Origin of the sequence: Mycobacterium genavense ATCC 51234 (assembly GCF_000526915.1) — a bacterium.
In the GTDB taxonomy this organism is placed as follows: domain Bacteria; phylum Actinomycetota; class Actinomycetes; order Mycobacteriales; family Mycobacteriaceae; genus Mycobacterium; species Mycobacterium genavense.
Genome location: NZ_JAGZ01000008.1, coordinates 1 through 25,578 on the forward strand (window position 1 = coordinate 1; position 25,578 = coordinate 25,578).

Consider the following 25,578-nt stretch of genomic DNA (forward strand, 5'->3'; position numbering starts at 1 on the left):
TTCGAGGGCCACAACATCCATACGGAGTACGCCTCGCTGCGCAGCCGGATCGGGATGGTCCCCCAAGACGACGTCGTGCACCGTCAGCTGACCGTCAACCAGGCGCTGGGCTATGCCGCCGAGTTGCGGCTGCCACCGGACACCAGCAAGGCCGACCGCGAACAGGTCGTCGCGCAGGTGCTCGAGGAACTCGAGCTGACCAAGCACGCCGACACCCGCGTCGACAAGCTCTCCGGCGGCCAGCGCAAGCGCGCGTCGGTGGCCCTGGAATTGCTCACCGGCCCGTCGCTGCTGCTCCTCGACGAACCCACCACCGGCCTGGACCCGGCGCTGGACCGCCAGGTGATGATGATGCTGCGCCAGCTGGCCGACGCCGGCCGCGTCGTGTTGGTCGTGACGCACTCGGTGTCCTACCTCGACGTCTGCGATCAGCTGCTGCTGGTCGCGCCCGGCGGCAAGACGGCCTACTGCGGCCCGCCCAGCCAGATCGGCGCGGCGATGGGCACCACCAACTGGGCCGACATCTTCGCCAAGGTGGGTGCGGACCCGGACGAGGCCAACCGCCGGTTCCGGGAAGAAAACCAGCAACAGCCACAAGTACCGTCCGAACACAGCCCGGCCGCCGATTTGGGTGAACCGGTACACGCCGACGTGCGCCGCCAGTTCTCCACGGTCGCCCGCCGGCAGATACGGCTGGTCATCTCCGACCGCGGCTACACGGTGTTCCTGGCGCTGCTGCCGTTTTTGATCGGGGTGCTGACCCTGACGGTGCGCGGCAACAGCGGGTACGGCATGTCCGATCCGCTGGGTAACAATCCCGCTCAGCCCGACCAGATTCTGGTCATGCTGAACGTCGGCGCGGTGTTCATGGGTACCGCGCTGACGATCCGCGACCTGATCGGCGAGCGCCCGATCTTCCGCCGCGAACAAGCGGTCGGCCTGTCCACGGCGGCCTACATGGGCGCGAAAATCGTTGTCTTCTCGACGTTTGCGATCATCCAGGCCGCGATCGCCACGACCATCTCCGTGATCGGCTGGGGCACCCCGATCTCCAAGGCCGCGATCCTGGGCAACGTCAACTTCGAACTGTTCGTCACGGTGGCCGCGACGTGTGTGGGTGCGGCGCTGCTGGGCATGGCGCTGTCGGCGCTGGCCCAATCCCAGGACCAGATCATGCCGATGCTGGTGGTGTCGATCATGAGTCAGCTGGTGTTCTCCGGCGGCATGATCTGGGTGACCAACCGGCTGGTGCTCGACCAGCTGTCGTGGCTCACGCCCGCGCGGTGGGGCTTCGCGGCGTCGGCGTCGACGATCGACACGCACCGGCTGATACCGGGCCCGACCGACCCGAAAGACCAACACTGGAATCACACCAAGAGCGCATGGCTGTTCGATATGGCCATGCTCGGAGTCCTGTGCATAAGCTATAGCGCGATCGTGTGGTGGAAGATCCGGCTGAAACGACGCTGAACTAATGAATGCGCCTGCGCAATCGGTACTGACGGTGCGGTCCAACCGATCCGAGGTCAGTTTTGCCCCCGGCGGCGACGTCATCATCGGCAGCGACGTCCGCGCCGACCTGCGCGTGGCGCATCCGCTGGTCACCCGGGCACACCTGGTGCTGCGCTTCGACCACGGCAAATGGGTTGCGGTGGACAACAATTCGCGCAGCGGCATCTTCGTCGACGGACGCAGGGTGCCGGGTGTCGACATCCGGGACGGCCAGGCCGTCAACCTCGGCGCCCCCGACGGACCGCGGATCACCTTCGCGCTGGGACACCATCGCGGCAGCGTCGGAGTGCTGCCGCCGACCTCGCGGGCGGTGCCGACCGTCCCGCCGGTCGGCAGATACCAGGACCGGCCCACCGACGCGGTGCACACCACCGCCGTGCCGATCGTGCAACCCACCCTGCCGACCCAGGCCGTCCCGAACGACGCGACCCGGGTCGCCCAGCCGGCGGGCACCGACATGTCGCAATTTCCGACGCGGGTGATGAAAGTCGTCGGGCCCGAGTCGGGGGTGCAGGCCCCGAAGGGCGGCACCGCCTGGATCGGACGCGAGCTCGACAACGACATCGTCATCCACGACGTGCTGGCCTCGCGGCATCACGCGTTCCTGGAGCCGACGCCCGCCGGCATCGAGATCCGCGACGCGAACAGCATCAACGGAACGTTCGTCAACGGGGTGCGAATCGCGCAGGCCCTGCTGACCGAGGGCGACGTGGTGACGATCGGCAACGTCGACCTGGTGTTCACCGCCGGCCTGCTGGCCCGCCGCCAGGAAGTGGCGACGAGCACCGGTGGGCTGGAGGTGCGCGAGGTCGGCTTCGCGATCAACGGCAAGCATCTGCTGCAGCAGATCTCGATGACGGCACGACCCGGCACCCTGACCGCGATCATCGGCGGCTCGGGCACCGGCAAGTCGACACTGTCGCGGCTGATCGCCGGCTACACCACCCCCACCGCGGGCGTGGTCACCTTCGAGGGCCACAACGTCCACACCGCCTACGCCACGCTGCGCAGCCGGATCGGGATGGTCCCCCAAGACGACGTCGTGCACCGCCAGCTCACCGTCAACCAGGCGCTGGGCTATGCGGCCGAACTGCGGCTGCCGCCCGACACCGGCAAGGCCGGCCGCGACCAGGTGGTGGCTCAAGTCCTCGACGAGCTGGGACTGACCGCGCACGCCGACACCCGCGTCGACAAGCTCTCCGGCGGGCAGCGCAAGCGCGCCTCGGTGGCCCTCGAACTGCTCACCGGGCCGTCGCTGCTGATCCTCGACGAGGCGACCTGGGGGCTGGACCCAGCGCTGGACCTGCAGGTCATGACGATGCTGCGCCAACTCGCCGACGCCGGGCGCGTCGTGCTGGTTGTCACGCACTCGCTGACCTACCTCGACGTCTGCGACCAGGTGCTGCTGATGGCGCCCGGCGGCAAGATCGCGTTCCTGGGCCCGCCGGGTCAAATCGGGGAGGCGATGGGCACCACCAACTGGGCCCAGATTTTCGCCAAGGTCGGCGCCGACCCCCACGAGGCCAACCGCCGTTTCCTGGAACGACAGGACCACACCCCGCCCGCCCGGGCCGAGACGCCGGTCGATCTGGGCACCCCGGCGCGCAGCAGCATGTTGCGCCAGTTCTCCACGATCGCGCGGCGCCAGGTCCGGTTGATCGTCTCCGACCGCGCCTAATTCGCCTCCTTGCGCTGCTGCCGTTCATCCTGGGCGCGCTGTCGCTGACGGTCCCGGGTCACACCGGCTTCGGCATCGCGGACCCGAACAGCGAGACGCCCGACGAGGCCGCCCAGATCCTGACGTTGATGTCGATCGCCGCCGTCTTCATGGGCACGGCCCTGACGATCCGCGACCTGATCGGCGAACGCCCGATCTTCCAGCGCGAGCAGGCCGTCGGCCTGTCCACCGGGGCCTACCTCGGCGCCAAGATCTCGGTGTTCTGCGCGTTCGCCATCATCCAGGCGGCGATCGCCACCGGCATCGTGCTCGTCGGTAAGGGCACGCCCAAACAGCCGGCGCTGCTGCTCGGTAATGCCAGCCTGGAGCTGTTCGTCACGGTCGCCGCCACCTGCGTGGCGTCGGCGATTCTGGGCCTGGTGCTGTCGTCGATCGCCCGCTCCAACGAACAGATCATGCCGCTGCTGGTGGTGTCGCTGATGCTGCAGCTGGTGCTCGCCGGTGGACTGATCCCGGTGACCGGGCGGCTCTTCCTCGACCAGCTGTCCTGGCTGATGCCCTCGCGCTGGGGCTATGCGGCGTCGGCGGCCACCGTCAATCTGCGGACGTTGGTGCCCCTCGGCCCGAAGGACAGCCACTGGGCGCACACCGACAGCGCCTGGCTGCTCGACATGGCGATGCTGGGCGTGCTGTCGGTGATCTACTCGACGATCGTGTGGTGGCGCATCCGGCTCAAGCGCTAGTCGGATTTGGCGTCCAGCCGCAGCCCGCGTGCCGCCGCGAAGGCCAGCGCACAATCGGCCCACTGCTGCACCGCGGTCAAGCCGTCAGGCTTTGCAGCGCGTACTCGCTGATTGCGATCAGCGCATCGGTCGCCGACCGGCGATCCCTGGCATCGACATCGATCACCGGAGTGTGCGGCGACAAGGCCAGCGCCTCGCGGATCGCGCCGACGGGATAGGTTGGCGCACCGTCGAATTGGTTGACGGCGATCAGGAACGGCAGGTTGCGGTGTTCGAAGAAGTCGACCGCGGCGAAGCTGTCCTGCAGCCGGCGACAGTCCACCAGGACGATCGCGCCGATGGCGCCGCGCACCAGGTCGTCCCACATGAACCAGAACCGCCGCTGGCCCGGCGTGCCGAACAGGTAGAGCACCAGGTCGTGGTCCAGCGTGATCCGGCCGAAGTCCATCGCGACCGTCGTCGTCCGCTTGTTGGGTGTGGCCTCGAGCATGTCGACGCCGGCCGAGGCGTCGGTGACGAGCTCCTCGGTGCGCAGCGGCATGATCTCCGAGACCGCCCCGACGAACGTGGTCTTGCCGGCGCCGAACCCGCCGGCGACGACGATCTTCGTCGACGCGGTGGCGCCGGAGTCAGAGTGCTTTAAGGCCACGCAGGGTCCTTCCTATGAGTTCGTGGCGCTCGTCGCGGGTCGACTGCTCGGTCAGCGTTCGATGCACTCGAAGGTAGCCGGACAGCACCAGGTCACCGACCAGCACCCGCGCGACACCGATCGGCAGGTTCAGCAGCGCCGAAATCTCGGCTACGGAAGGGTTTTTGACGCACAGCCCGATGATCTTGCCTCTCGCATCGTCGGCCGGCCAGCGATGAGCCCGCCCGGCCTGCAGCGTCTGAACCGGCGCCTCCAACGGAATGTCGACGCCGGAGTTCGTCCGCCCGGCGGTCAGGGTGTACGGGCGGACCAGGTTCGCCTCACGTGAGGGCGGCCCGGATTCGCTTCTGTCCATCGCGACTCACGAATGCCTGACGGAGCGGCGGGTGGACTGCACGACGCCGCCCACCCGTTCGACGAGGATCGCCATCTCGTAGCCGATTTGGCCGATGTCGCACGACGTCTCGGCCAGCGTCGCCAGGTGCGACCCGTCGCCGACGCGCATCAACAACAAGTAGCCGTTCTGCATCTCGACCACCGACTGCAGCACCGCTCCGCCGTCGAACAGCTGGGCGGCACCGGTCGCCAGGCTGGCCAGCCCGGAGGCCACCGCGGCCAGCTGGTCGGCTCGTTCGCGGGGTAGCAGCTCGCTGGCGGCCACCGGCAGACCGTCGACCGACACCAGCAGCGCATGCGCCACGCCGGGGACCTCGAGAGCGAACTTCGTCACCAGCCAGTCCAGTGAGCTGCTTGCAGACGTCATTCCTCATCGGGTCCTTGGCTCGAGTGACGGGCGTGTGACCGCCCGCTGCGCACCCCGCCGAAGTGGTTACTGAACGAGGCCCGAACCGCTTCGGGGTCGCGGGCCGCATGCAGTCCGCCGTTCGATCCTACGAGGGATTGCTGGTCGTCCTGGCTGCGGTGCCGCTGGTCGGAGGCGGGGACGCCGGCCGCTCCGGGCACCAGCCGGGCGCCGGGGGTGCGAACGGGCAGGCCGTGGTCGGCGGTGCGCTCCTCGACCGGCTTGTCCTCGGCCTCGGCGGCCAGGGACCAGCCCCGATCCCACACCGACTGCCAATCCAGGTCCGGGCTGTTGACCAGGTCGTGCGGGTCACCCATCATCTCTGAGAGCATCCTCCGATAGATCACGTCGTCCTTCGACGCCGGCATCGCGGCCGGGATGGACGGCTCGGCGGGTGGCTTGGCGGGCGCCGGTTTGGCGGGCGCCGGCTCGACGGGGGCCGGCTTGGCGGCACGGGCCGGTGGCCCCGCCGAGCCGGTCTCCCGCGACCGCGCGGCGAAGAACGCCGAGGTGTCCGAGACCGCGGGGGCCGGCTTCGGGGCGGGCGGCGCGGGCCGCGGCTGGTTCTCGGTCTCCCACCACGGGGTGGCCAGCTCACGATGGCGCTTGGGCAGCGGCGGCGCGGGAGGCGCGGCGGGAACGTCGGTGATGCCGCTGGAGCCCGGGCTGCGGCGGGGCAACAACGAGATCGGGGGCACCTCGCCGGAGCCCTGGTCGGGTGTGGCCGCAACGGGGCGTTGGCGCGTCGCGCCCCTTTTCACCCGCGGCGGCCCGCTGGCCAGCTTGGTGCTCGGCGACGAGACGGCCCGGATCCGCTCACCCTGGTCCTCCGAGATTTCGGCCGGGCCGCCGTCGAAGCCCTCCAACACCGTCGGCGGCAGGTAAACCTCGGCGGTCGTGCCGGTGCCCGCCTCGTTGGGCCCCGGGCCGCGCAGCCCGACCCGGATGCCGTGCCGGGCGGCGATCCGGCCCACCACGAAAAGCCCCATGTGGCGGGCGTTGTCGGGGGTCACCTCACCACCGGCTTGCAGGCGCATGTTGGCCATCCGCCGATCGGAGTCGTTCATGCCCAAGCCGGAGTCGGCGATCCGTAGCACCACTCCGCCGTAGCCGCCGCGCGCCCCGGAAATCCGGGCGTACGTCGACGGCGGCGAGTAGCGCAGGGCGTTGTCGATCAGCTCGGCGAACAGATGGATGGCGCCACCGGCGGCCCCGCTGATCAGCAGGCACTCGGGCAGCTCACCCAACTCGACCCGGCGGTAATCCTCGACCTCGGAGACGGCCGCGCTGATCACCGTGGACAGTGGGACCGGCTCGCGCTGATCGCGGGCCAGCTGGGCGCCGGCGAGCACCAGCAGGTTGGCGCTGTTGCGGCGCAACCGGGCGGCCAGGTGATCCAGCCGAAACAGGCTGTCCAGCCGATCGGGGTCCTCTTCGTTGCGCTCCAGCCGGTCGATCAGCGACAACTGCTGGTCGACGAGCGAGCGGCTGCGCCGCGACATGGTCTCGAACATGTCGTTGACCAGCAACCGCAACCGCGCCTCGTCGCCGGCCAGCAGCAGCGCCTGGGTGTGAAGTTCGTCCACCGCGTGCGTGACCTGACCGATCTCCTCGGTGGTGAACACCGGCAGCGGAGCCGGAATCGGTTCGGCCTCACCGGCTTTCACCCGGGCGATCTCCTCCTCGAGATCGGTGTGGGCGACCTTGAGCGCGCCGTCGCGCAGCACCCGCAGCGGCATCACCAGCGCGCGCGCCATCAGTAAGACGACCAGCAGCGCGATCACGATGGCGGCGAGTACCAGCACACCGTCGACGATCGCGGAGTTACGCCGCTCGTCGGCCTGGGTGTGCACCGACTTCGTCACCGCCGCGGTGGCGCTGGTGATGACCTGCTCGGCGATCGTGTCGGTGGTCCGGATCGAGCGCAGCAGGTCCGGGTTGTCGGCGAGCGCGCTGGCCGGATCGGACATGATCGCCATCCGGGTCACCATCTGCTGCTGCAGCGTCTTGGCGTCGGGCGAACCGACACCCAGCACCTGGCTCATTCCGAACAGCGTCGACGGCTCGGTGCCGGCCAGGGTGATCATCGAGGTGCGCAGCTGCGGCTCGGACAGCTCGGCGCCGCGGGTCACCAAAATTTCCTGCATCGTCATCTGGCCCCGGGCTCCGACGGCCCGGCTCAAACCCTGTGCCTGCGCGCGGATCTGCTCGTCGTCCACCTGTACCGAGGCGTTGATGACATCCTCAGCTATCAACAGCAGCGGCGCATAGGTGGTGACCCGGTCCCGCAAACCGATGCTGTTATCGGCCACCTTGTCCAGCAGCGATTGCCCGCCGCCCAGCAGGGTGCCCACGCCGGACCGGACGTCGGGAGTGACATCGGTGTTCGACAACCGGGTCTGCAACTCGCCCCTGCGGGCTTCGTAGTTCTTCTTCGCGCCCTCGACGTCACGCCCGGTGGAATTCGCCAACAACGCGACGTCCAGCGCCGACATGTACTTGGTGAGCGCCGGCAGCAAGTCGGCGCGCGCGGCGGCCAACCGGAGGCCGCTGGAGCTCGAGATGGCCGTGTTGAGGCGCAGGCCGCCGAAGATTGCGGCCAGGACCAGCGGGATCAGCACGATCGCCGCGACCTTCCAGCCGACCGGCCAGTTGCTCGGGGACCAGGCCGGCGGACGCCTCGCCGGGGTCGCCGGCGCGTGGGCGAACTCGGGGGGCGCCGCCTCGGCCGAGGTGGCCGGGCGGTTGAACATCGTCATGTGGTTGCGGCCGCGCGACCGGCCGCTGCGCTGGCACTGGGCATCGAAACAAACGAGAGGCTCATGAACTTCCTGCTTTTATTCCGCTCCCCCCGCGCCAAGACGCGCGAGCGGAAAACGCGTGGCAATTCGACGAGTATGACAGCCCGCGGCCCGGCTCACCAGAATCGTTACTGAGCAGACAGGCACCCCCAAGGTGTGCCGGTGCGCGGGCATGCGGGTCTGGCAAACGGGCCGCGGCGCGAAATCCCTACGCGGGCCGCAGGATCGCGACGAGGAAGTCGGAATCGTCGGTGAACGGCCGCAGATCCCAGGTGGACAGCAGCACATCGGCAGCGAATCCGGCGGCCGCCGCGTGGCCGAGAAATTCGTCGAATTCGTAGTCGCGGCCGGCGCCGAAGCCGATCGCCGCTCGACCGTCGTCGGCGACGTGGGCCCGCAGCCGGCTCAGCACCCGGCCGCGGGTGCTCGGCGCGAGGAATGCCATCACGTTGCCGGCGGACACGATCACGTCGAACGCGTCGGTGATGCCGCGCGCGGGCAGGTCCAGCTCGGCGAGGTCGCCGACCAGCCATTGCGGGCCGGGATAATCCTGCTCGGCCGCGGCGATCAGCGCCGGGTCGACGTCGACCCCGACCACGTGGTGACCGACCGTGGCCAGATACCCGCCCACCCGTCCGACGCCGCAGCCGGCGTCGAGGATGCGGGCCCCGCGCGGCACCATGGCGTCGATCAGCCGGGCCTCGCCGACCAGATCCTTGCCGTCGCGGGCCATCGAACGGAAGCGTTCGATATACCAGTTCGAATGTCCGGGATCGGCGGCCACCTTCTGCATCCAGATGCTCTGCTCGATCATGTCGCCATTATCCGTTCATTCGACGACCAAGATCGGGATCGTCCGTTCCGTCAGCGCCTGCAACTGCGTGTAGACCGGGTAGGCCTCGATCGCCGTCTGCCACCATTCCTCGCGTTCGGCGCCGTGCACCTCGCGTGCCGTCATCTCGAAGACCTTGTCGCCGTCTTGCACAGTGACGTTCGGGTTGGCTTTCACGTTGTGGTACCAGGGCGGGTGCTTCGGGGCTCCCCCGATGGAGCCGACCATCGCGTAGCGTCCGTCCTTCTCGACGCGCATCAGTGGCACATACCGCTTGAGGCCACTCTTCGCGCCGGTCACGGTGAACAGCACGACGGGCCGGTCCATGATCTCGACGCCGTCGGTGGTGCCTTGCCGCAGAATTTGTTCGGTCTGCTCGCGCACCCAATCCGTCGTGCTGAGCTGTACTTGATCCGTCATGCCCTGCTCAACAACGAAGGGAGTCCGCAGTGTTCCGGCTGATGTTCGTGGCGCCGCGGATTCCGCCCAATACCGGCAACGCCATCCGCACGGCCGCGGCCACCGGCACCGAATTGCATCTGGTCGAGCCGATGGGCTTCGACCTGTCCGAACCCAAGGTGCGCCGGGCCGGACTGGACTACCACGACCTGGCCTCGGTCACCGTGCACGCGACGCTGCAGCACGCGTGGGACGTGCTGATGCCGGCGCGGGTGTTCGCGTTCACCGCGCATGCGCCGACGTCGTTCGCCGACGTCGCCTATCGGCCCGGCGACGTGTTGACGTTCGGGCCGGAGCCCGACGGGCTGGATGCGCAGACCCTGGCCGACGGCCACATCACCGGCCAGGTGCGCATCCCGATGCTGGCCGGGCGGCGGTCGCTGAATCTGGCGAACGCCGCGGCGATCGCGATCTACGAGGCATGGCGCCAACACGGCTTTCCCGGCGCGGTGTGAACTACCAGGTGTTCCAGTGCGTCAGGGTGTCGGCGGGCAGCCGCTTGGCCGGGCGGAAATAGGTGCCCTTGGTGTAGGCGATCGGGAACAGCCCGCCCTGGCTGACCTCCTCGTAGGGGATCCCGAGCACCTCGGCGGCCTTGCATTCGCCGTCGCCGAGCAGGTGCAGCGTCGTCCAGCAGGAGCCCAGCCCGCGGGAGCGCAGCGCCAGGCAGAAGCTCCACACCGCCGGGAACAGCGACGCCCAGAACGAGACGCCGCCCAGCGGTGACTTGTCCTCGCGGCCGGCGAGGCACGGGATCAGCAGCACCGGCGCCTCGTGCATGTGCTCGGCGAGGTAGGTCGCCGAATCCACCACCTTGCCCATCCGCTCGCCGCGGGTGTCGCCCTCGGCGTACTCGGGCTTCGGCGCGCTGAGGTAGGGCCGGGCATACGACAGGTAGATCTCGCCGATCGCCTTTTTCTTCTCGGCGTCTTCGACGAACACCCATTGCCAGCCCTGGGCGTTGGAACCGGTGGGCGCTTGCAACGCCAGCTCCAGGCACTCCATCAGAACCTCGCGCGGCACCGGCTTGTCGAAGTCGAGACGCTTGCGAACCGAACGGGTCGTGGTGAGAAGTTCGTCGACGGACAGGTTGAGGGTCATGCTTGGAGGCTATACGCGTGCGCCGAACGTGCACGCAGCGCGAGACTTTCGCCGTTCGGCGCAGGGTCAGCCTAGGTCGGTCGACGTCGAAAGCGTCCGCCACTTGTCGATGTCGGCCTTGAGGCTGTCGATCTTGGCCTCCACCGTGGCGACGCAGTCGGTGCCCAGCAGCAGATGCACCGGCGGGTCGACGGCCGCGGCGATGTCGACGATGGCCGCGGCGGCCTTGATCGGGTCGCCGGGCTGGGCGTGGTTGACGTCCGCGGCGTGGGCACGCACCGCCCCGGCGGTGGACTCGTAGTCGGCGATGACGGTGGCTTCGGTGTCCAGGCTGGACGCGTCGAGGAAGTCGGTCGGAAGTATCCGGGTTCGACGATCGTGACCCAGATTCCCAGCGGCCGCAGCTCGCCGGCCAGCGCCTCACTGAACCCTTCCATCGCGAACTTGGTCGAGCAGTAGATGCCCCATCCCGGCCCACCGGCCAGGCCGCCGACCGAGCTGATGTTGATGATGTGGCCAAAGCGCTGGGCGCGCATGATCGGCAGCACAGCGCGTTGCATGGTCAGGGTACCGAACACGTTGACCTCGTAGACGGCCCGGACCGCTGGGTCGGAGGCCTCCTCGACGGCGCCGAGCAGGCCGCGGCCGGCGTTGTTCACCAGCACGTCGATCCGGCCGAACGTATCGACCGCCGAACTGACCGCCCGCGCGGCCTGATCGGCGTTGGTGACGTCGAGGTCGACGGGCAGCAGCGCGTCGCCGGCGTCGGGCAGGTGGGTGAGGATCTCTCGGCGCGTCGCGCGGTGGCCACCACGCGGTCGCCCTGAGCCAGGATCTTGCGGGCGATCTCGAGGCCGAAACCGCGGGAAGCTCCGGTGAGGAACCAGACCTTGGACACTTTCCCTCTTTCTTCTCGCGTTTCTTCTCGCGGTCGGCCTAGCTGGGCGGCGGGGGTGGCTGGTCGGGCGGGATCGCCCCGGCGCAGCCCCCGGGCGGGGGCGGCCCGGGCAGGAGTTCGTCGCCGCCGACGCAGTCGTAGTAGAACTGCGGGCCGGCTATCCAGGTCTTCATCCACTGGTGCCAAAACGACCCGTCGGGGTACTTCTCTCCGTCGCACACCGCCAAATTGCCGTATCCCCATCGGCCGCCCGGGCAGTAGCCCTTCGTCATGTCGGGCTGGTGCGGGTCGGGCGGATCGGCGCGGGCGACGGCGGGAGAAAGCACAAGCGCCGCAGCACAACCCACTATCGCTGCGCCTCGGCGAAGAAGCGTGAATGTTATTTCGACTCCGTTGAGGCATGCGATAAGGGGGCGATTCGGGTTCGCACAGTGTACGACGCGGTCGTTCCCGCCGAACGTGCTCTGGTGGTGAAAAATCGGCGAAAATCTCGCCATTAGAGCACGTTCGGCGAACAAGTCAGCGAAAGTCCCGCGACTTCGAGCCGACGGCCAATGTGATACGGCCCAGCCGCTCGGCCACCACGGTGACTGCGCCGCTGGCGTTTTGGACCTGACCGCGGACCAGCAGCGCCGGTGCGGTGTTCGCCAGCTTGCGGTGTCGCGCCCAAACCCCGGGTGTGCAGAGCACATTGACCATCCCGGTCTCGTCCTCGAGGTTGATGAACGTCACGCCCTGCGCGGTGGCGGGTCGCTGCCGATGGGTCACCGCGCCGGCGATCAGCACCCGGTCGCCGTCGGGCACGCCGAGTAGCCCCTCGGCGGGCACCACCCCCATCGCGTTCAGGTCGGCCCGCAGGAACTGGGTCGGGTAGCTGTCCGGGGAGATGCCGGTGGCCCACACGTCGGCGGCGGCCAGCTCCAGCTCGCTCATCCCCGGCAACGCCGGAATGTGCGACGACGAGCCCACCCCGGGCAGCCGGTCCGGCCGTTGGGTGGCCGCGGCCCCGGCCGCCCACAGCGCCTCGCGCCGCGACATCCCGAAGCAGGCGAAAGCCCCGGCCGTCGCCAGCGCTTCGGTCTGCGGCACGTTCAGCTGCAGCCGGGAAGTCAGATCCAGCAGAGAAGTAAACGGGCCGTTGGCTTTTCGCTCCTCGACCAGCTTCTCGGCCAGGTCGTCGCCGATATGACGGACCGCGCCCAGCCCGAGCCGTACCTCCGTGCCGGCGTTCTCGAGGGTGGCGTGCGCCAGGCTCGCGTTGACGTCCGGGCCGTGCACCAGCACGCCGTGCCGACGTGCGTCGGCCACCAGCGACTGCGGCGAATAGAAGCCCATCGGCTGGGCACGCAGCAGCGCGGCGCAGAACGCGGCCGGGTGATGCAGCTTGAACCACGACGAGTAGAACACCAGCGACGCGAAGGACAATGCGTGGCTTTCCGGGAAGCCGAAATTGGCGAAGGCTTCCAGCTTTTCGTAGGTCCGCTCGATCACCTCGTCGGTGGCACCGTGCAATTGACGCATGCCCTGGTAGAACCGGTCGCGCAGCCGTCGCATGCGTTCGGTCGAGCGCTTGGACCCCATGGCGCGCCGCAGCTGGTCGGCCTCGGCGGCCGAGAAGCCGGCGCAGTCGACCGCGAGCTGCATCAGCTGCTCCTGAAACAGCGGCACCCCCAACGTCTTTCGCAACGCGTGCTCCATGGACGGGTGGTCGTAGACCACCGGGTCCAGGCCGTTGCGCCGCCGGATGTAGGGGTGCACCGACCCGCCCTGGATGGGCCCGGGCCGGATCAGCGCGACCTCGACCACCAGGTCGTAGAACACCCGCGGCTTCAGCCTGGGCAGCGTGGCCATCTGCGCGCGGGACTCCACCTGGAACACGCCGACGGAATCGGCGCGGGCCAGCATCTCGTACACCGCCGGCTCGGAGAGGTCGAGGCGGGCCAGGTCGACCTCGATGCCCTTGTGTTCGGCCACCAGGTCTTTGGCGTAGTGCAACGCCGAGAGCATGCCCAGACCGAGCAGGTCGAACTTCACCAAACCGATTGCCGCGCAATCGTCTTTGTCCCACTGCAGGACGCTGCGGTTCTCCATCCGCGCCCACTCCACCGGGCACACATCGGCGATCGGGCGATCGCATATCACCATGCCCCCGGAGTGAATGCCCATGTGCCGCGGCAGGTTCCGGATCTGGGTGGCCAACTCGATCACCTGCGGCGGGATGCCGTCGAGGTCCGGCGAGTCGGCCAGACCGTCCCAGTGGCTGATCTGTTTGCTCCACGCGTCCTGCTGGCCCTGCGAGTAACCCAGGGCACGGGCCATGTCGCGCACCGCGATCTTGGCGCGGTAGGTGATGACGTTGGCGACCTGAGCGGCGTAGTCGCGGCCGTATTTGTCGTAGACGTACTGGATGACCTTTTCACGCTGATCCGACTCGATGTCCATGTCGATGTCGGGCGGCCCGTCGCGGGCGGGCGACAGGAAGCGCTCGAACAGCAGCTCGTTGGCCACCGGGTCGACCGCGGTGACGCCCAGGGCATAACAGACCGCGGAGTTGGCCGCCGATCCCCTGCCCTGGCACAGGATGTTGTTCTCCCGGCAAAATCGGGCGATATCGTGCACCACCAGGAAATAGCCCGGAAACCTCAGTTGGGCAATGACTTTCAGTTCATGTTCGATCTGGGCGTACGCCCGTGGCGCTGATTCGACAAGCCCGTAACGATCGCGCGCTCCCGCCATCGTCAACTGCCACAACCAGCTGTCCTCGGTGTGCGGATGGGGCACGTCGAACGGCGGCAGCTGCGGGGCGATCAGCGCCAGCCCGAACGCGCACTGCTCGCCGAGTTCAGCGGCGGCGGTCACCACCTCGGGCCACTGGGTAAACAGCCGGGCCATCTCTTCGCCGGACCGCAAATGCGAACCACCCAGCGGGGCCAGCCATCCGGCGGCCGACTCCAATGACTGCCGGGCCCGGATCGCGCCCATCGCCATGGCCAGCCGGCGCCGGGACGGCCCCGCGAAATGTGCTCCGGTGGTGGCGACGACGCCGACGCCGAAGCGTGGCGCCAGGGCGGCCAGTGTCGCGTTGCGCTCGTCGTCGAGGGGCTGGCCGTGCTGGGTCAACTCGACGCTGACCCTTTCCGCGCCGAATCGGTCCACCAGATCGGCCAGCGCCCGCGCCGTCGCCTCCGGGCCTGCGTCGGAAAAAGCTTGGCGCACATGGCCTTTACGACATCCGGTCAGGATGTGCCAGTGCCCGCCCGCGGCTTCGGTCAGCGTGTCGAGGTCGAAGCGCAGCTTGCCTTTCTCCCCGCCGGCCAGATGCGCGGCGGCCAGCTGCCGCGACAACCGCCGGTAGCCCTCCGGGCCGCGGGCCAGCACCAGCAGGTGCGGGCCGGGCGGGTCCGGCTGCTCGGTGCGGGCCTGTGAGTTCAGCGACAACTCGGCGCCGAACACGGTGCGCACGTCGAGTTCGGCGGCGGCGTCGGCGAACCGCACCGCGCCGTACAAGCCGTTGTGGTCGGTCAGCGCCAGCGCCCGCAGATCCAGCCGGGCGGCCTCCTCCACCAGCTCCTCAGGCGTGCTGGCGCCGTCCAGGAAGCTGTAGGCCGAATGCGCGTGCAGCTCGGCGTAGGCGACGCGCGAGCAGGCCGCCCGACCACCGTCTGGTGGCCGATAGGCCGGGCGCTTGCGCGAGAAGGGGGCCTCTTCCGCCGGACCGGACGGGGTGGGTGCGCCGGCATGACGCGGCTTGCCGTCGAGCACCCGCTCCATTTCCGCCCAACTCGGCGGCCCATTGAACCAACCCACCTCCGCAGTCTATCGAAAGTGTGTTCGATTTCGCGCGGGGTTGTCGAAGAGGTTGTTAAACGGGTCTTCAACTTCTAAACACAGTCTTAACGGACTGGGATCTACCGCGACGGGGCCGCGGCCACAGATACTGGTACGGGGCAACTAGGGCGGGAACTGAACATGGGACAGCTGACAGCGGCATTGGATTCGGGATTGCGCACCGCGGCGGACCCCGATCGGCAGGCGAGCATGGCGACGGGGGCGGTCGCCATCGTCGAAGGCACCATACCCAGCCCGGCACGCCTCAAAACCCTACTGGCAGAACGCATTCAGTCGATACCGTGGTGCACCCAGGCGTTGCGGACACATCCATTCAGCGGTGTCCAGCATTGGGCCGACGATCCTGCTTTCGACCTCGCCCACCACCTGCACCGGGTCGCGGTTCCCCGCCCGGGCGACGAGGCCGACCTGTCTCGGGCGATCGCCCATGCCCTGGAACGCCCCCTGGAATTGGACCGCCCGCTGTGGGAGTGCTGGGTCATCGAGGGGCTGCGCGGCAAGTGGGCGATCCTGATCAAGGTCCACCACTACCTCGCCGAAGCCACCCCCGCTGCCCACTTGCTCACCCGGCTCTGTGACGACGCCGACGGCGAGACGTTTACCAATTATGTTGCGTACCAATTATGTTGTGCCGGATAATGTTTCGGAACAGGGTCGGAAGCCGGATTGGACCGACGCGCTGTGGCGGGTCTCAATCGTCGCCAGCACTGTCACGAGCACGCTGGCCGAGACCCTCCGAGCGGCGGCACGTACGTCGACGGGTCCGGCGGTCACGATGCGGCGCTACGGCACGGTGCGCGTTCCCCTCGCCGCCGTCGACGCGGTGTGCGGCAAGTTCCGGGTGACCACCGACGACGTCGCGCTCGCCGCCATCACCGAGGGCTTCCGGGCCGTGCTGCTGCACCGCGGCGAACAACCCCGCGCGGGCTCGCTGCGCACTCCCGAGAAGAGGTACCTGCCCGTCGAGCACGACGATCCGGTGCAGCGGCTGCGGATCGTGCACAGCAGCTTGAATCAGCCCACGCCGGCTGACCAGAACACCGGACCGAGAATCGCCGACCTGGCTACCAGCTCCATGCCATTCACCTTGTGCGCCAAGGCGATTCGGCTGGTGCTGAGCCGGCTGCCGCAACCGGGCATCGTGACGCTGGCCACCAGCGCGCCCGGGCCGCGGCACCGGCTGGAGCTGATGGGCGCCACCGTGGAGCGCCTACTGCCGATCCCGCCGACGGCTTCCCGGCTGTCCAACGGAGTCGCGGTACTCAGCTATGGCGACGAGTTGATCTTCGGGATCACCGCCGACTACGACGCCGCACCCGAACTGCAACAGCTCGCCAGCGGCATCGAACGAGAGATGGCGCGGCTGACGGCACTCAGCCAGGACTCCGTCCTGCTGTTCAGCAAGGATCGCCGCCAGCGACGGGTTCGTGCGCTGACGGGCGGCGCCGTCGAACCACCCGACCGTGCGCGCACGCCGCTGACCCGACCCGGGCGGCGTCCATCGCCGTGAGAGGGTTGGTCAATGCCATCGGTCACGATCGACCCACACCGCCACGACGCGGTGCTGTTCGAGCCAGGACTGGACGCTCCGCCGGCGTTGCTCGCGCAATTGCGGGAGGCCGGTGTCGGCATCGGCAGCTTCCCGTCGCCCGACCTTTGCGACATCCGGGCGGGACGAGCCGTGGTCGTGGCGGCGAGCGCGGCGGCGGCCGCGGCCGCGGGCGACGCGGGGTTCGCCTTGGTGATCGCCGCGCAGGACCTCGATGGCGTCGCGGTCCGCACCGGGGACCTGCGGATGTCGCAGCTGCCCGACGCCTCGCGGCTGCTCGATGAGGATCTTCGGCACCCGGCGGTGTTCTTCGACTTCGACGGCACGCTCTCGGACATCGTCGACGATCCGGACGCCGCGCAGCTGGTCGCCGGCGCGGCCGACGCGCTGCGGCGGTTGGCCGCTTGGTGCCCGGTCGCGATCCTGTCCGGCCGCGACCTGGCCGACGTGAGCGCACGCGTCGGCCTGCCCGGCATCTGGTATGCCGGCAGCCACGGATTCGAGCTGACCGCACCCGACGGGACTCACCACCAAAACGACGCGGCGGCCGCGGCCGTGCCGGTGCTGGAATCCGCGGCCGCCCGGCTGCGCGAGCGGTTCGCGTCGATTCCGGGTGTCCGCGTGGAGCACAAGCGATTTGGCGTCGCCGTGCACTATCGCAATGCCGCGCGTGACCGGGTCGGCGAGGTGACCGCGGCGGTGCGGGCGGAGGGTCAGCGCGACACGCTTCGGGCGACCACCGGGCGCGAAGTGATCGAGCTGCGCCCGGATGTCGACTGGGACAAGGGAAAAACGCTGCACTGGGTGCTCGATCACCTGGACGACACGGCACACCTGACGCCGATCTTCCTCGGCGACGACATCACCGACGAGGACGGCTTCGACGCGGTGCGCGCGGACGGGATCCCAATCCTGGTGCGGCACAACGACGACGGCGACCGGGCCACCGCCGCGCGGTACGGGCTGGACAGTCCGGCCGCCGCGGCCGACTTCGTAGCCCGGCTGGCGCAGCGGTTGTCCGGCTAGCTCGGCACGTATTCGACGGCGCCGTCGTCGAGCACCACCCGCCCGGCCTCGGCGCCTTCGGCACCGGAAGCAACCGTGCGAAAGACCGCCTTGCCTTCCCCGGTGCGCCAGATCAGCGTCGTCAGCGTCTCGCCGGGAAACACCGGTGAGCTGAAGCGCGAATCGATCGCGGTGATGTTGGCCGTCACCCCCTTGCCGAGCTCGGCCACCAGCGCCCGGCCCGCCACTCCGTAGCTGCACAGCCCGTGCAGGATCGGCTTCGGGAACCCGGCCAGCTCCCGGGCGAACCACGGGTCGCTGTGCAGCGGGTTGCGGTCACCGGACAACCGGTAGATCAGCGCCTGATCCTCACGGGTGGGCAGCGCGACCGTCACGTCGGGCTCGCGATCTGGGAATTCCGGGGCGATCGGGCGCTGCCCCGGCTGCCCGCCGAAACCGCCCGCGCCCCGCACCACAAACGTGGTCGACGTTTCGGCGACCAGATTGCCCGAATCCGGGTCGGTGCCGCGGCCGCGCAGCATCACGACCGCGTTCTTGCCCTCACCCTTGTCCTGGATATCGGTGACCTCGGTGACCACCGACAGCTTGCCCGCGGCGGGCAGCGGCGCGTGCAGCCGGATGCCCTGCGAGCCGTGTAACAGCATGGCCCAGTTGAAATCTCCGATCTTGCCCGCCGCCCCGAACGCCGGGCAGCAGATCACCGCGTAGGTGGGCAGCACCTGCTGGGTGATCCCGTGGCTGTTCTCGGTGGTGAACGACAGATCGTCGAACCCCGCGCCGACGCCGAGGGCGTACAGCAGTGTGTCCCGGTCGTCCCACTCGAACAACTTCGGCTCGGTCACCGCGCCGACGGCAGTCGGGTCGATCGCCATTCGGGTCTCCTCTCGATCTCACAATTCCGGCTTTTCTGCACCCAACCATTGCAAACCCTTCCCCCGGGGCTGTCGGCAGGGCAGGCTATCGACATGGCCACGCGCAGTAGGCTCGGACGGGCTTTTTGGAAAACGGGGGTCGTGGTGGCCGCCATGCTCATCGTCGGTGCCTGCGGAGGATCGACGCAGGCGCGCGCGATCACGCTGACGTTCATCCGAAACGCGCAGACCCAAGCCGACGCCGACGGGATCATCGCCACCGATCCGCCCGGCCCCGACCTCACCGCCGAGGGCAAGGGTCAGGCCCGGCAGGTCGCGCATCAGAGCGGTCGCAACGACTTCGACGCCGTCTACGCCTCCGCGATGGCCGAGGCACAGCAGACCGCCGGACCGCTGGCCAGCGAACTCGGCAAGCAAGTCGAGATCCTCAGCGGCGTGCAGGCACTGGGCGCGGGCTGGTACAACGGCAAACCGCAATCGATAGCGGCTACGACGTACATGCTGGCGCCGGCCGGCTGGATCAACGGTGACGTCGCCAACAGCATCCCGGGATCGGTCAGCGGCAAGCAGTTCAACGACCAGTTCACCGCCGCGGTCAACAAGGTCTACAACAGCGGCCACAGCAAACCGGTGGTGTTCTCCCAGGGCGCGGCGATCATGGCGTGGACGCTGATGAACGCCACAACCGCAGGAACAGCCTGCTGACCAGCCATCCCCTACCGAACATCGGCCGCGTGGTCCTCACCGGCAACCCGACGGACGGGTGGACGCTGGTCGAATGGGACGGCATCCGCAACTTCAACTGATCCCCGCTACCATGGCTGAATGCGGTATGTCGTTACCGGCGGTACCGGGTTTATTGGTCGCCGCGTCGTAGCTCGCCTGCTGCACACCCGGCCCGACGCCGAGGTGTGGGTGCTGGTCCGGCGCCAGTCGCTGGGACGCTTCGAACGCCTGGCCGCCGAGTGGGGCGAACGCGCAAAGCCGCTGGTCGGGGAGCTGCCGGAGCTGGCGCTGACCGACCAGACCATCGCCGAGATGGGCCGGGTCGACCATCTGGTGCACTGCGCGGCGATCTACGACGTGACAGCCGGTGCGGCCGAACAGCGCGCCGTCAACGTCGACGGCACTCGCGCCGTCGTCGACCTGGCGCGACGCCTGGACGCCACGCTGCATCACGTGTCGTCGATCGCCGTGGCGGGCGACTTCCCCGGCGAGTACACCGAGGACGACTTCGACGTCGGCCAGCAGCTGCCCACCGCGTACCACCAGACGAAGTTCGAAGCCGAACTGCTGGTGCGCTCGGCGGCGGGGCTGCGCTATCGCATTTATCGTCCCGCCGTCGTGGTCAGCGATTCGGTGACCGGCGAGATGGACAAGATCGACGGCCCGTACTACTTCTTCGGCGTGCTGTCCAAGCTGGCCGTGCTGCCGTCGTTGACGCCGATCCTGTTGCCCGACACCGGGCGCACCAAACATCGTCCCGGTCGACTACGTCGTCGACGCACTCGTCGCGCTGATGCACGCCGACGACTCCGACGGGCAGACGTTCCACCTGACCTCGCCGAAAACCATTGGGCTGCGTGGCATCTATCGCGGAATCGCCAAGGCGGCCGGGCTGCCCCCGCTGCGCGGCGCACTGCCCGGCGCGGTGGCCGCACCGGTGCTCAAGGCCCGCGGACGCGCAAAGGTACTGCGCAACATGGCGGCCACCCAGCTCGGGATCCCGGCCGAGGTGCTGGATCTCGTCGACCTGGCGCCCACCTTCGTCAGTGACAAGACGCAAAATACGTTGCGCGGCACCGGATTCGAGGTCCCCGAGTTCGGCGGTTAAGCGGCCCGGCTGTGGCGTTACTGGGCCGAGCATCTGGATCCCGACCGCGCCCGCCGCGACGACCCGCAGGGGCCACTGCGGGGCCGGCACGTGATCATCACCGGCGCGTCCAGCGGCATCGGCCGCGCGTCGGCGATTGCAGTTGCCGAGCGGGGCGCCACGGTGTTCGCGCTGGCCCGCAACGGCGCCGCGCTCGACGAACTGGTCGCCGAGATCCGCGCCAACGGCGGTCAGGCCTACGCGTTTACCTGCGATGTCACCGATTCGGTGTCGGTGGAGCACACCGTCAAGGACATCCTGGGCCGGTTCGACCACGTCGACTACCTGGTGAACAACGCGGGCCGCTCGATTCGCCGTTCGGTGGTCCACTCATACGACCGGCTGCACGACTACGAGCGGGTGATGGCGGTCAACTACTTCGGCGCGGTGCGAATGGTGCTGGCGCTGCTGCCGCATTGGCGGGAGCGCCGATTCGGGCACGTGGTCAACGTGTCCAGCGCCGGTGTGCTGGCCCGCAATCCCAAGTACAGCTCGTATCTGCCGACCAAGGCCGCGCTGGACGCGTTCTCCGACGTGGTCGCCTCGGAGACGTTGTCCGACCACATCACGTTCACGAGTATCCATATGCCGCTGGTCAAGACGCCGATGATCGTCCCGTCGCAACGGCTCAACCCGGTGCCGCCGATCAACCCCGAACGGGCGGCGGCGATGGTGGTGCGCGCACTGGTCGAGAAGCCGGCCCGCATCGACACGCCGTTGGGCACGCTGGCCGAGGCCGGCAACTACCTGCTGCCAAGACCTCGCGACGAATTCTGCATCAGGTCTATCTGGGCTACCCCGATTCGGCTGCCGCACTGGGCGTTTCGCCGAGTGAACCCGAGGGTGACCACACTCCGGCACGCCGTCGGCCCAGACGGCCGGTACGTGCCGTCGGTTGCATCGGGGTCCCCCGGACAGTGCGCAAAGCGGTCCGGCTGGTGCCCGGAGTTCATTGGTGAGCGAACCATCGCCGGTGTTCGCCGATGTCGATACCGGCGTCGACGACGCGCTGGCCTGATCTATCTGCTGGCCAGCCCGGACGCCAATCTGGTCGGTATCGCCTCGACCGGGGGAAATGTTGGCGTACAACAGGTTTGCGCTAACAACTTAGGCCTTCTCGAATTGTGCCGAGGCACCAGCGTGCCGGTGTCCAAGGGCGCCGACGAAACGCTGACCGGACCCCTGCGCACCCCCTCGAAGGTCCATGGCCCGCGTGGCCTGGGATATGCCGACGGGCCCCCGGGCAGCGCGGAGCCGACCGACTACGACGCGGCGACCGCCTGGGTGCGCGCGGCGCGGGCGTTTTCCGGCGAGCTGATCGGCGTGGCGACCGGCCCGCTGACCAATCTGGCGCTGGCGCTGCGCATCGAACCCGAGCTGCCGAACCTGTTGCGCCGCTTGGCCATTATGGGCGGGTCCTACGACCACATCGGCAACACCACCGCCGTGGCGGAATGGAACATCAGCGTGGACCCCGAGGCGGCAGCCGAGGTGTTCGCCGCCTGGTCTGATGAAAGCCTTGGGCCGCAAGGACTTCCGATCCTGTGCGGCTTGGATCTGACTTGCAACGTCGCGATCACGCCGGGAATCCTGGCGCGATTGGCCGACGCCGCGGGTTCGACGTCGACGATGATGAGCGTGGACGACCAACGAGGCACTCGATCGACGGCGTCCAATCCGATGATCCGGGTGATCGAGGACGCGTTGCGGTTCTACCTCGAGGGTTACTACGACAACGGGCACGGATATCTGGCGCATCTGCACGATCCGCTGGCCGCGGCGGTAGCGCTGGACCCCGAACTCATCGCCACCCGTTCCGGGCGAGTGGACGTCGAACTCGCGGGCACCCTGACCCGAGGCATGACGGTGACCGATTGGCGCCGAGAACCCAACGCACACATTGGTATTGGCGTGGATCCGAAAGCATTTTTCGATCGCTTCATCGAACGCGTGGGGCCTTTCGCGCAGCGCCTGGCCCGCTAGCCGAGCTGGGCCCCGCCTTGCGTTGACCCAACCCGGCCAGCAAAGATGGAATAGTTGGGTATCTGCGCGGGGTTGCGGTATTCAAAGCTGGGAGGACCTTCGCGATGACAGAGCTGAGCACCGGAAAGGCGCTACCAAATGTAGTGGTCACCGGCATCGCCATGACGACCGCATTGGCGACCGACGCCGAGAACACCTGGAAGTTGTTGCTGGACAGCCAAAGCGGCATCCGCACGCTCGAGGACTCGTTTGTCGAGCACTACGACCTGCCGGTACGCATCGGCGGGCACCTGCTGGAGGATTTCGACCACGGATTGACCCGCGCCGAGCGGCACCGGATGGGCTGGTTGCCGAAGATGACCACCGTCTTGAGCCGCCGGGGTGTGGGAGAACGCCGGCTCGCCCGAAGTCGACCCCAACCGGCTGCTGGTGTCCGTCGGCACCGGCCTGGGCTCGGCCGAGCAAATCGTCTTCAGCTACGACGACCTGCGCGCCCACGGTATCAAGGCGGTTTCACCGCTCGCGGTGGCGAAGTACATGCCCAACGCCTCCGCCGCGGCGATCGGGCTGGAACGACACGCCAGAGCCGGGGTGCTGACCCCGATTTCGGCGTGCGCGTCGGGTTCCGAAGGTATCGCGCAGGCCTGGCGCAAGATCGTCCTGGGCGAGGCCGATATTGCCATCTGCGGTGGTGTCGAGGTCAAGATCGAAGCGGTCGCGATCGCGGCTTTCGGCCAGATGCGCATCGTGTTGTCGACCCGCAACGACGACCCGGCCGGGGCGTGCCACCCGTTCGACCGGGACCGGACCGGCATCGTGTTCGGCGAGGCCGGCGCGTTGATGGTCATCGAGACCGAGGAGCACGCCAAGGCCCGGGGCGCCAACATCCTGGCCCGGATCATGGGCGCCAGCATCACCTCCGACGGCTTCCACATGGTGGCGCCGGACCCCAACGGTGCGCGCGCCGGACATGCGATGAGCCGGGCGATTCAGCTGGCGGGGCTGACGCCCGCCGACATCGACCACGTCAACGCACGCCACCGGCACCCTGGTCGGCGATCTGGCCGAAGGCAAGGCCATCAACAACGCGCTGGGCAGCCACAGACCGGCCGTGTACGCGCCCAAGGCCGCGCTGGGCCACTCGGTGGGGGCGGTCGGCGCGGTGGAATCGATCCTGACCGTGCTGGCGCTGCGGGATCAGGTGATCCCGCCGACCCTGAACCTGGAGAACCTGGATCCAGAGATCGACTTGGACATGGTGGCGGGCAAGCCGCGGCCCGGCAATTACCAATACGCGTACCAATACGCGCTCAACAACTCGTTCGGGTTCGGCGGCCACAACGTGGCCGTGGCTTTCGGCCGGTACTGACACCGGGTTACTCGTAGCTCCCTTCGAGGTACCACCTCCTTTGCCGATAGCACAGCAGCAGCGCGCGTTCGCTTTCCAGCAACACCTGGGCGCGAGCGGTGCGGCCTTTTACCAAGTCGGTGTCCCACCACCGTTCGTCGACCGGCCACGGTCCGGCCCACCAGCGCAACGGATCGTCCTGGCCGCGGCCCACCATGCGCGCGGGATCGGCGGAGAACATCCCCCGGCTGGTCACCCGTACCGGATTTCCTTGGGCATCAAGCAATTCCACCGGATCGTCGAGCAGCACCGCCGGCGACGGGTCCGGCAGCTGGCCGGGCCACGGCAACCCCGGGTCGGCGTGCGGCACCGGCTCGTCACCCAGCGGGGTCAGCGTGATGCGTTCGGCCGGCCCGCGGCCTCCGGACAGCACCGGCACCCGCACCGCCTCCGGGCCGAGCAGGCCCTGCACCCGCACCAGCGCGCGGCGCGCCCGCAGCCGGTCCTCCTCCCCCAGGCCGCCCCATAACGGCAGCTGCAGCGCCTCGGCGGAGACCACTTCCACCGCCCGTAGCCGCAGTAAGGTCACCGGCGCCGTCGGGCGGGGATTGCGGGCGGTCCGGCTGTTCAACCACCCGTCCAGTTGCCAGCGCACCCGATCGGCGGTGGCGTCCTCGGTCAACGGCTCAGCGCACCGCCATACCCGGCTGCGTTCTTCGCCGTTGGCGGTGACGGCGTGAATGGACAGCCGGGTGCATCCCACCCCGGCGGACATCAGCATCCGGTGCAGCGAGCCGGCCAGCGAGCGTCCGGCGAACGCCGCGGCGTCGACCCGGTCGATCGGCGGATCGCAGTCCAGACCGGCCTCGAGTTCGGCCGGCGGTTCCCGCCCGGACGGTCCCCGCTCGGGCTGCCCGCGGGCGAACCGGTGTGCGCTGACCCCGTCGGCGCCGAACCGGGAAGCCACGTCGGCTGCCGGCAACGCGGCGAACTGCCCGATGGTGCGAATCCCTAACCGCCACAACAGATCCGTCAGCTCTTCTCGCCCCGGACCGGACAGGCTCGGCTCGGTGGCCAGCTGCCGGATCGACAGCACCGACAGAAACTGCGCGTCGCCGCCGGGCGCGATGACACGACCCGCACGGGCGGCGAAGACCGCGGTGGACAGCTGATCGGCGATCCCGACCTGACACTCGGCGGCGGCCACTGAACTCACCGCCACCGCGTCGATCAGCCGTTCGGCGGCCTGGGCTTCCGACCCGAAATAGCGGGCCGCTCCGCGCACCGGCAGCACCAGCAGCCCGGGCCGCAGCACCTCGGCGCGGGGCACCAGATCGTCGACCGCCGCGATCACGCTTTCGAAAAAGCGGGCGTCGCGGTCGGCGTCGGCTGTGGCGATGTGCAGTTGCGGGCAACGGGCCGCCGCCTCCCGGCGTCGCAACCCTCGCCGCACTCCGGCCGCCCGCGCCGCCGACGAGCAGGCGATCACCCGGTTGGCCAGAGTGACCGCGATCGGAGTCGTCATGGGCCGGTCGGCGGCTGCCGCCGCGGCGACCGCCGGCCAGTCCATGCACCAAATGGCCAGCACGCGAGAAGACATTCG

17 protein-coding genes and 6 pseudogenes are annotated in these 25,578 nt (G+C 68.8%); 10 read left to right on the plus strand and 13 right to left on the minus strand.

All coding sequences use genetic code 11. The annotated features are described in order from the left end of the window. Together T428_RS0117130 and T428_RS29000 are read left to right on the plus strand one after the other, a co-directional pair. Nucleotides 1-1,470, plus strand: a 1,470-nt coding sequence (locus T428_RS0117130; RefSeq protein WP_025737430.1) for an ABC transporter permease, incomplete at its 5' end; no start/stop codon positions are given. Nucleotides 1,471-1,474: 4 nt separating this feature from the next. Continuing rightward, nucleotides 1,475-3,933: pseudogene (locus T428_RS29000) on the plus strand (ATP-binding cassette domain-containing protein). Nucleotides 3,934-4,009: 76 nt separating this feature from the next. On the opposite strand, the gene T428_RS0117145 reads toward T428_RS29000, so the two are convergent. From T428_RS0117145 to T428_RS0117170, 6 genes are all read right to left on the minus strand, one after another. After that, nucleotides 4,010-4,582 carry a GTP-binding protein gene (locus T428_RS0117145; protein ID WP_025737431.1) on the minus strand — a complete coding sequence of 191 codons (573 nt, stop codon included), beginning with the start codon at nt 4,580-4,582 and terminating at the stop codon, nt 4,010-4,012. After that, nucleotides 4,563-4,937, minus strand: a complete 375-nt coding sequence (locus T428_RS0117150) for a DUF742 domain-containing protein (RefSeq protein ID WP_025737432.1) — start codon at nt 4,935-4,937, stop codon at nt 4,563-4,565. Before T428_RS0117150 ends, T428_RS0117145 begins: the two co-directional genes overlap by 20 nt. Before the next feature lie 6 nt (nt 4,938-4,943). Beyond that, nucleotides 4,944-5,345 (minus strand): serine protease inhibitor, encoded by a 402-nt coding sequence (locus T428_RS0117155; protein ID WP_025737433.1) that lies wholly within the window; start codon nt 5,343-5,345, stop codon nt 4,944-4,946. Continuing rightward, nucleotides 5,342-8,143, minus strand: a complete 2,802-nt coding sequence (locus T428_RS0117160) for a sensor histidine kinase (protein ID WP_025737434.1) — start codon at nt 8,141-8,143, stop codon at nt 5,342-5,344. The genes T428_RS0117155 and T428_RS0117160 overlap by 4 nt, the downstream gene beginning before the upstream one ends. Before the next feature lie 250 nt (nt 8,144-8,393). Further along, nucleotides 8,394-8,999 (minus strand): class I SAM-dependent methyltransferase, encoded by a 606-nt coding sequence (locus T428_RS0117165; RefSeq protein ID WP_025737435.1) that lies wholly within the window; start codon nt 8,997-8,999, stop codon nt 8,394-8,396. A 15-nt stretch (nt 9,000-9,014) separates the two neighbouring features. Beyond that, the gene (locus tag T428_RS0117170) at nt 9,015-9,437 is read right to left on the minus strand and encodes a nitroreductase family deazaflavin-dependent oxidoreductase (protein WP_025737437.1); all 423 of its coding nucleotides are present in this window, start codon (nt 9,435-9,437) and stop codon (nt 9,015-9,017) included. A gap of 29 nt (nt 9,438-9,466) precedes the next feature. Between T428_RS0117170 and T428_RS0117175 the strand changes: the two genes are divergently transcribed. Beyond that, the gene (locus T428_RS0117175) at nt 9,467-9,931 is read left to right on the plus strand and encodes a tRNA (cytidine(34)-2'-O)-methyltransferase (RefSeq protein WP_025737438.1); all 465 of its coding nucleotides are present in this window, start codon (nt 9,467-9,469) and stop codon (nt 9,929-9,931) included. A gap of 1 nt (nt 9,932) precedes the next feature. Here the strand turns inward: T428_RS0117175 and T428_RS0117180 are convergent, their stop codons facing one another. The 5 genes and pseudogenes from T428_RS0117180 to T428_RS0117200 all read right to left on the minus strand — a co-directional run bounded on the left by T428_RS0117180 (nt 9,933) and on the right by T428_RS0117200 (nt 15,282). Next, nucleotides 9,933-10,577, minus strand: a complete 645-nt coding sequence (locus tag T428_RS0117180) for a nitroreductase family protein (RefSeq protein WP_025737439.1) — start codon at nt 10,575-10,577, stop codon at nt 9,933-9,935. A gap of 66 nt (nt 10,578-10,643) precedes the next feature. Beyond that, complete coding sequence (locus T428_RS34780) at nt 10,644-10,856, minus strand: Rossmann-fold NAD(P)-binding domain-containing protein (RefSeq protein ID WP_025737440.1); 213 nt, start codon at nt 10,854-10,856, stop codon at nt 10,644-10,646. A 116-nt stretch (nt 10,857-10,972) separates the two neighbouring features. Further along, nucleotides 10,973-11,464 (minus strand): annotated as a pseudogene (locus T428_RS34785) (SDR family NAD(P)-dependent oxidoreductase); the annotation flags it as partial. 49 nt (nt 11,465-11,513) lie between these two features. Continuing rightward, entirely contained in the window at nt 11,514-11,858 is a 345-nt protein-coding gene (locus T428_RS0117195; protein ID WP_036468350.1) for a hypothetical protein, read from the minus strand. A gap of 136 nt (nt 11,859-11,994) precedes the next feature. Next, a complete protein-coding gene (locus tag T428_RS0117200; protein ID WP_025737443.1) occupies nt 11,995-15,282 on the minus strand; it encodes an error-prone DNA polymerase in 3,288 nt (1,095 codons plus the stop codon). Nucleotides 15,283-15,444: 162 nt separating this feature from the next. Here T428_RS0117200 and T428_RS36140 point away from each other — a divergent pair, with 162 nt between their 5' ends. The 3 genes from T428_RS36140 to otsB are packed head-to-tail and all read left to right on the plus strand — an operon-like array spanning nt 15,445 to nt 17,899. Beyond that, nucleotides 15,445-15,963, plus strand: a complete 519-nt coding sequence (locus T428_RS36140; protein WP_281173880.1) for a wax ester/triacylglycerol synthase domain-containing protein — start codon at nt 15,445-15,447, stop codon at nt 15,961-15,963. Then, nucleotides 15,953-16,834 (plus strand): WS/DGAT domain-containing protein, encoded by an 882-nt coding sequence (locus tag T428_RS36145; RefSeq protein ID WP_281173881.1) that lies wholly within the window; start codon nt 15,953-15,955, stop codon nt 16,832-16,834. The genes T428_RS36140 and T428_RS36145 overlap by 11 nt, the downstream gene beginning before the upstream one ends. Nucleotides 16,835-16,846: 12 nt before the next feature. Next, a complete protein-coding gene (gene otsB / locus T428_RS0117210) occupies nt 16,847-17,899 on the plus strand; it encodes a trehalose-phosphatase (RefSeq protein WP_025737444.1) in 1,053 nt (350 codons plus the stop codon). Here the strand turns inward: otsB and T428_RS0117215 are convergent. Continuing rightward, on the minus strand, nt 17,896-18,771 hold the full coding sequence (locus tag T428_RS0117215) for a MaoC family dehydratase (RefSeq protein WP_025737445.1): 876 nt from the start codon (nt 18,769-18,771) through the stop codon (nt 17,896-17,898). The two genes, otsB and T428_RS0117215, sit on opposite strands and share 4 nt — an antisense overlap. Nucleotides 18,772-18,924: 153 nt before the next feature. On the opposite strand from T428_RS0117215, the pseudogene T428_RS29015 reads away from it, so the two are divergent. The 4 pseudogenes from T428_RS29015 (at nt 18,925) to kasB (ending at nt 23,996) form a co-directional block, all read left to right on the plus strand. Beyond that, nucleotides 18,925-19,577 (plus strand): annotated as a pseudogene (locus T428_RS29015) (histidine phosphatase family protein). Between the two features lie 19 nt (nt 19,578-19,596). Beyond that, a pseudogene (locus T428_RS29020) lies at nt 19,597-21,603 on the plus strand (SDR family oxidoreductase). Next, nucleotides 21,600-22,627, plus strand: a pseudogene (locus T428_RS29025) (nucleoside hydrolase). Before T428_RS29020 ends, T428_RS29025 begins: the two co-directional pseudogenes overlap by 4 nt. 104 nt (nt 22,628-22,731) lie before the next feature. Further along, nucleotides 22,732-23,996 (plus strand): annotated as a pseudogene (gene kasB / locus T428_RS29030) (3-oxoacyl-ACP synthase KasB). A gap of 7 nt (nt 23,997-24,003) precedes the next feature. Here the strand turns inward: kasB and T428_RS0117255 are convergent. Further along, complete coding sequence (locus tag T428_RS0117255; protein ID WP_211243968.1) at nt 24,004-25,575, minus strand: DNA polymerase Y family protein; 1,572 nt, start codon at nt 25,573-25,575, stop codon at nt 24,004-24,006. Nucleotides 25,576-25,578 lie beyond the last annotated feature (3 nt).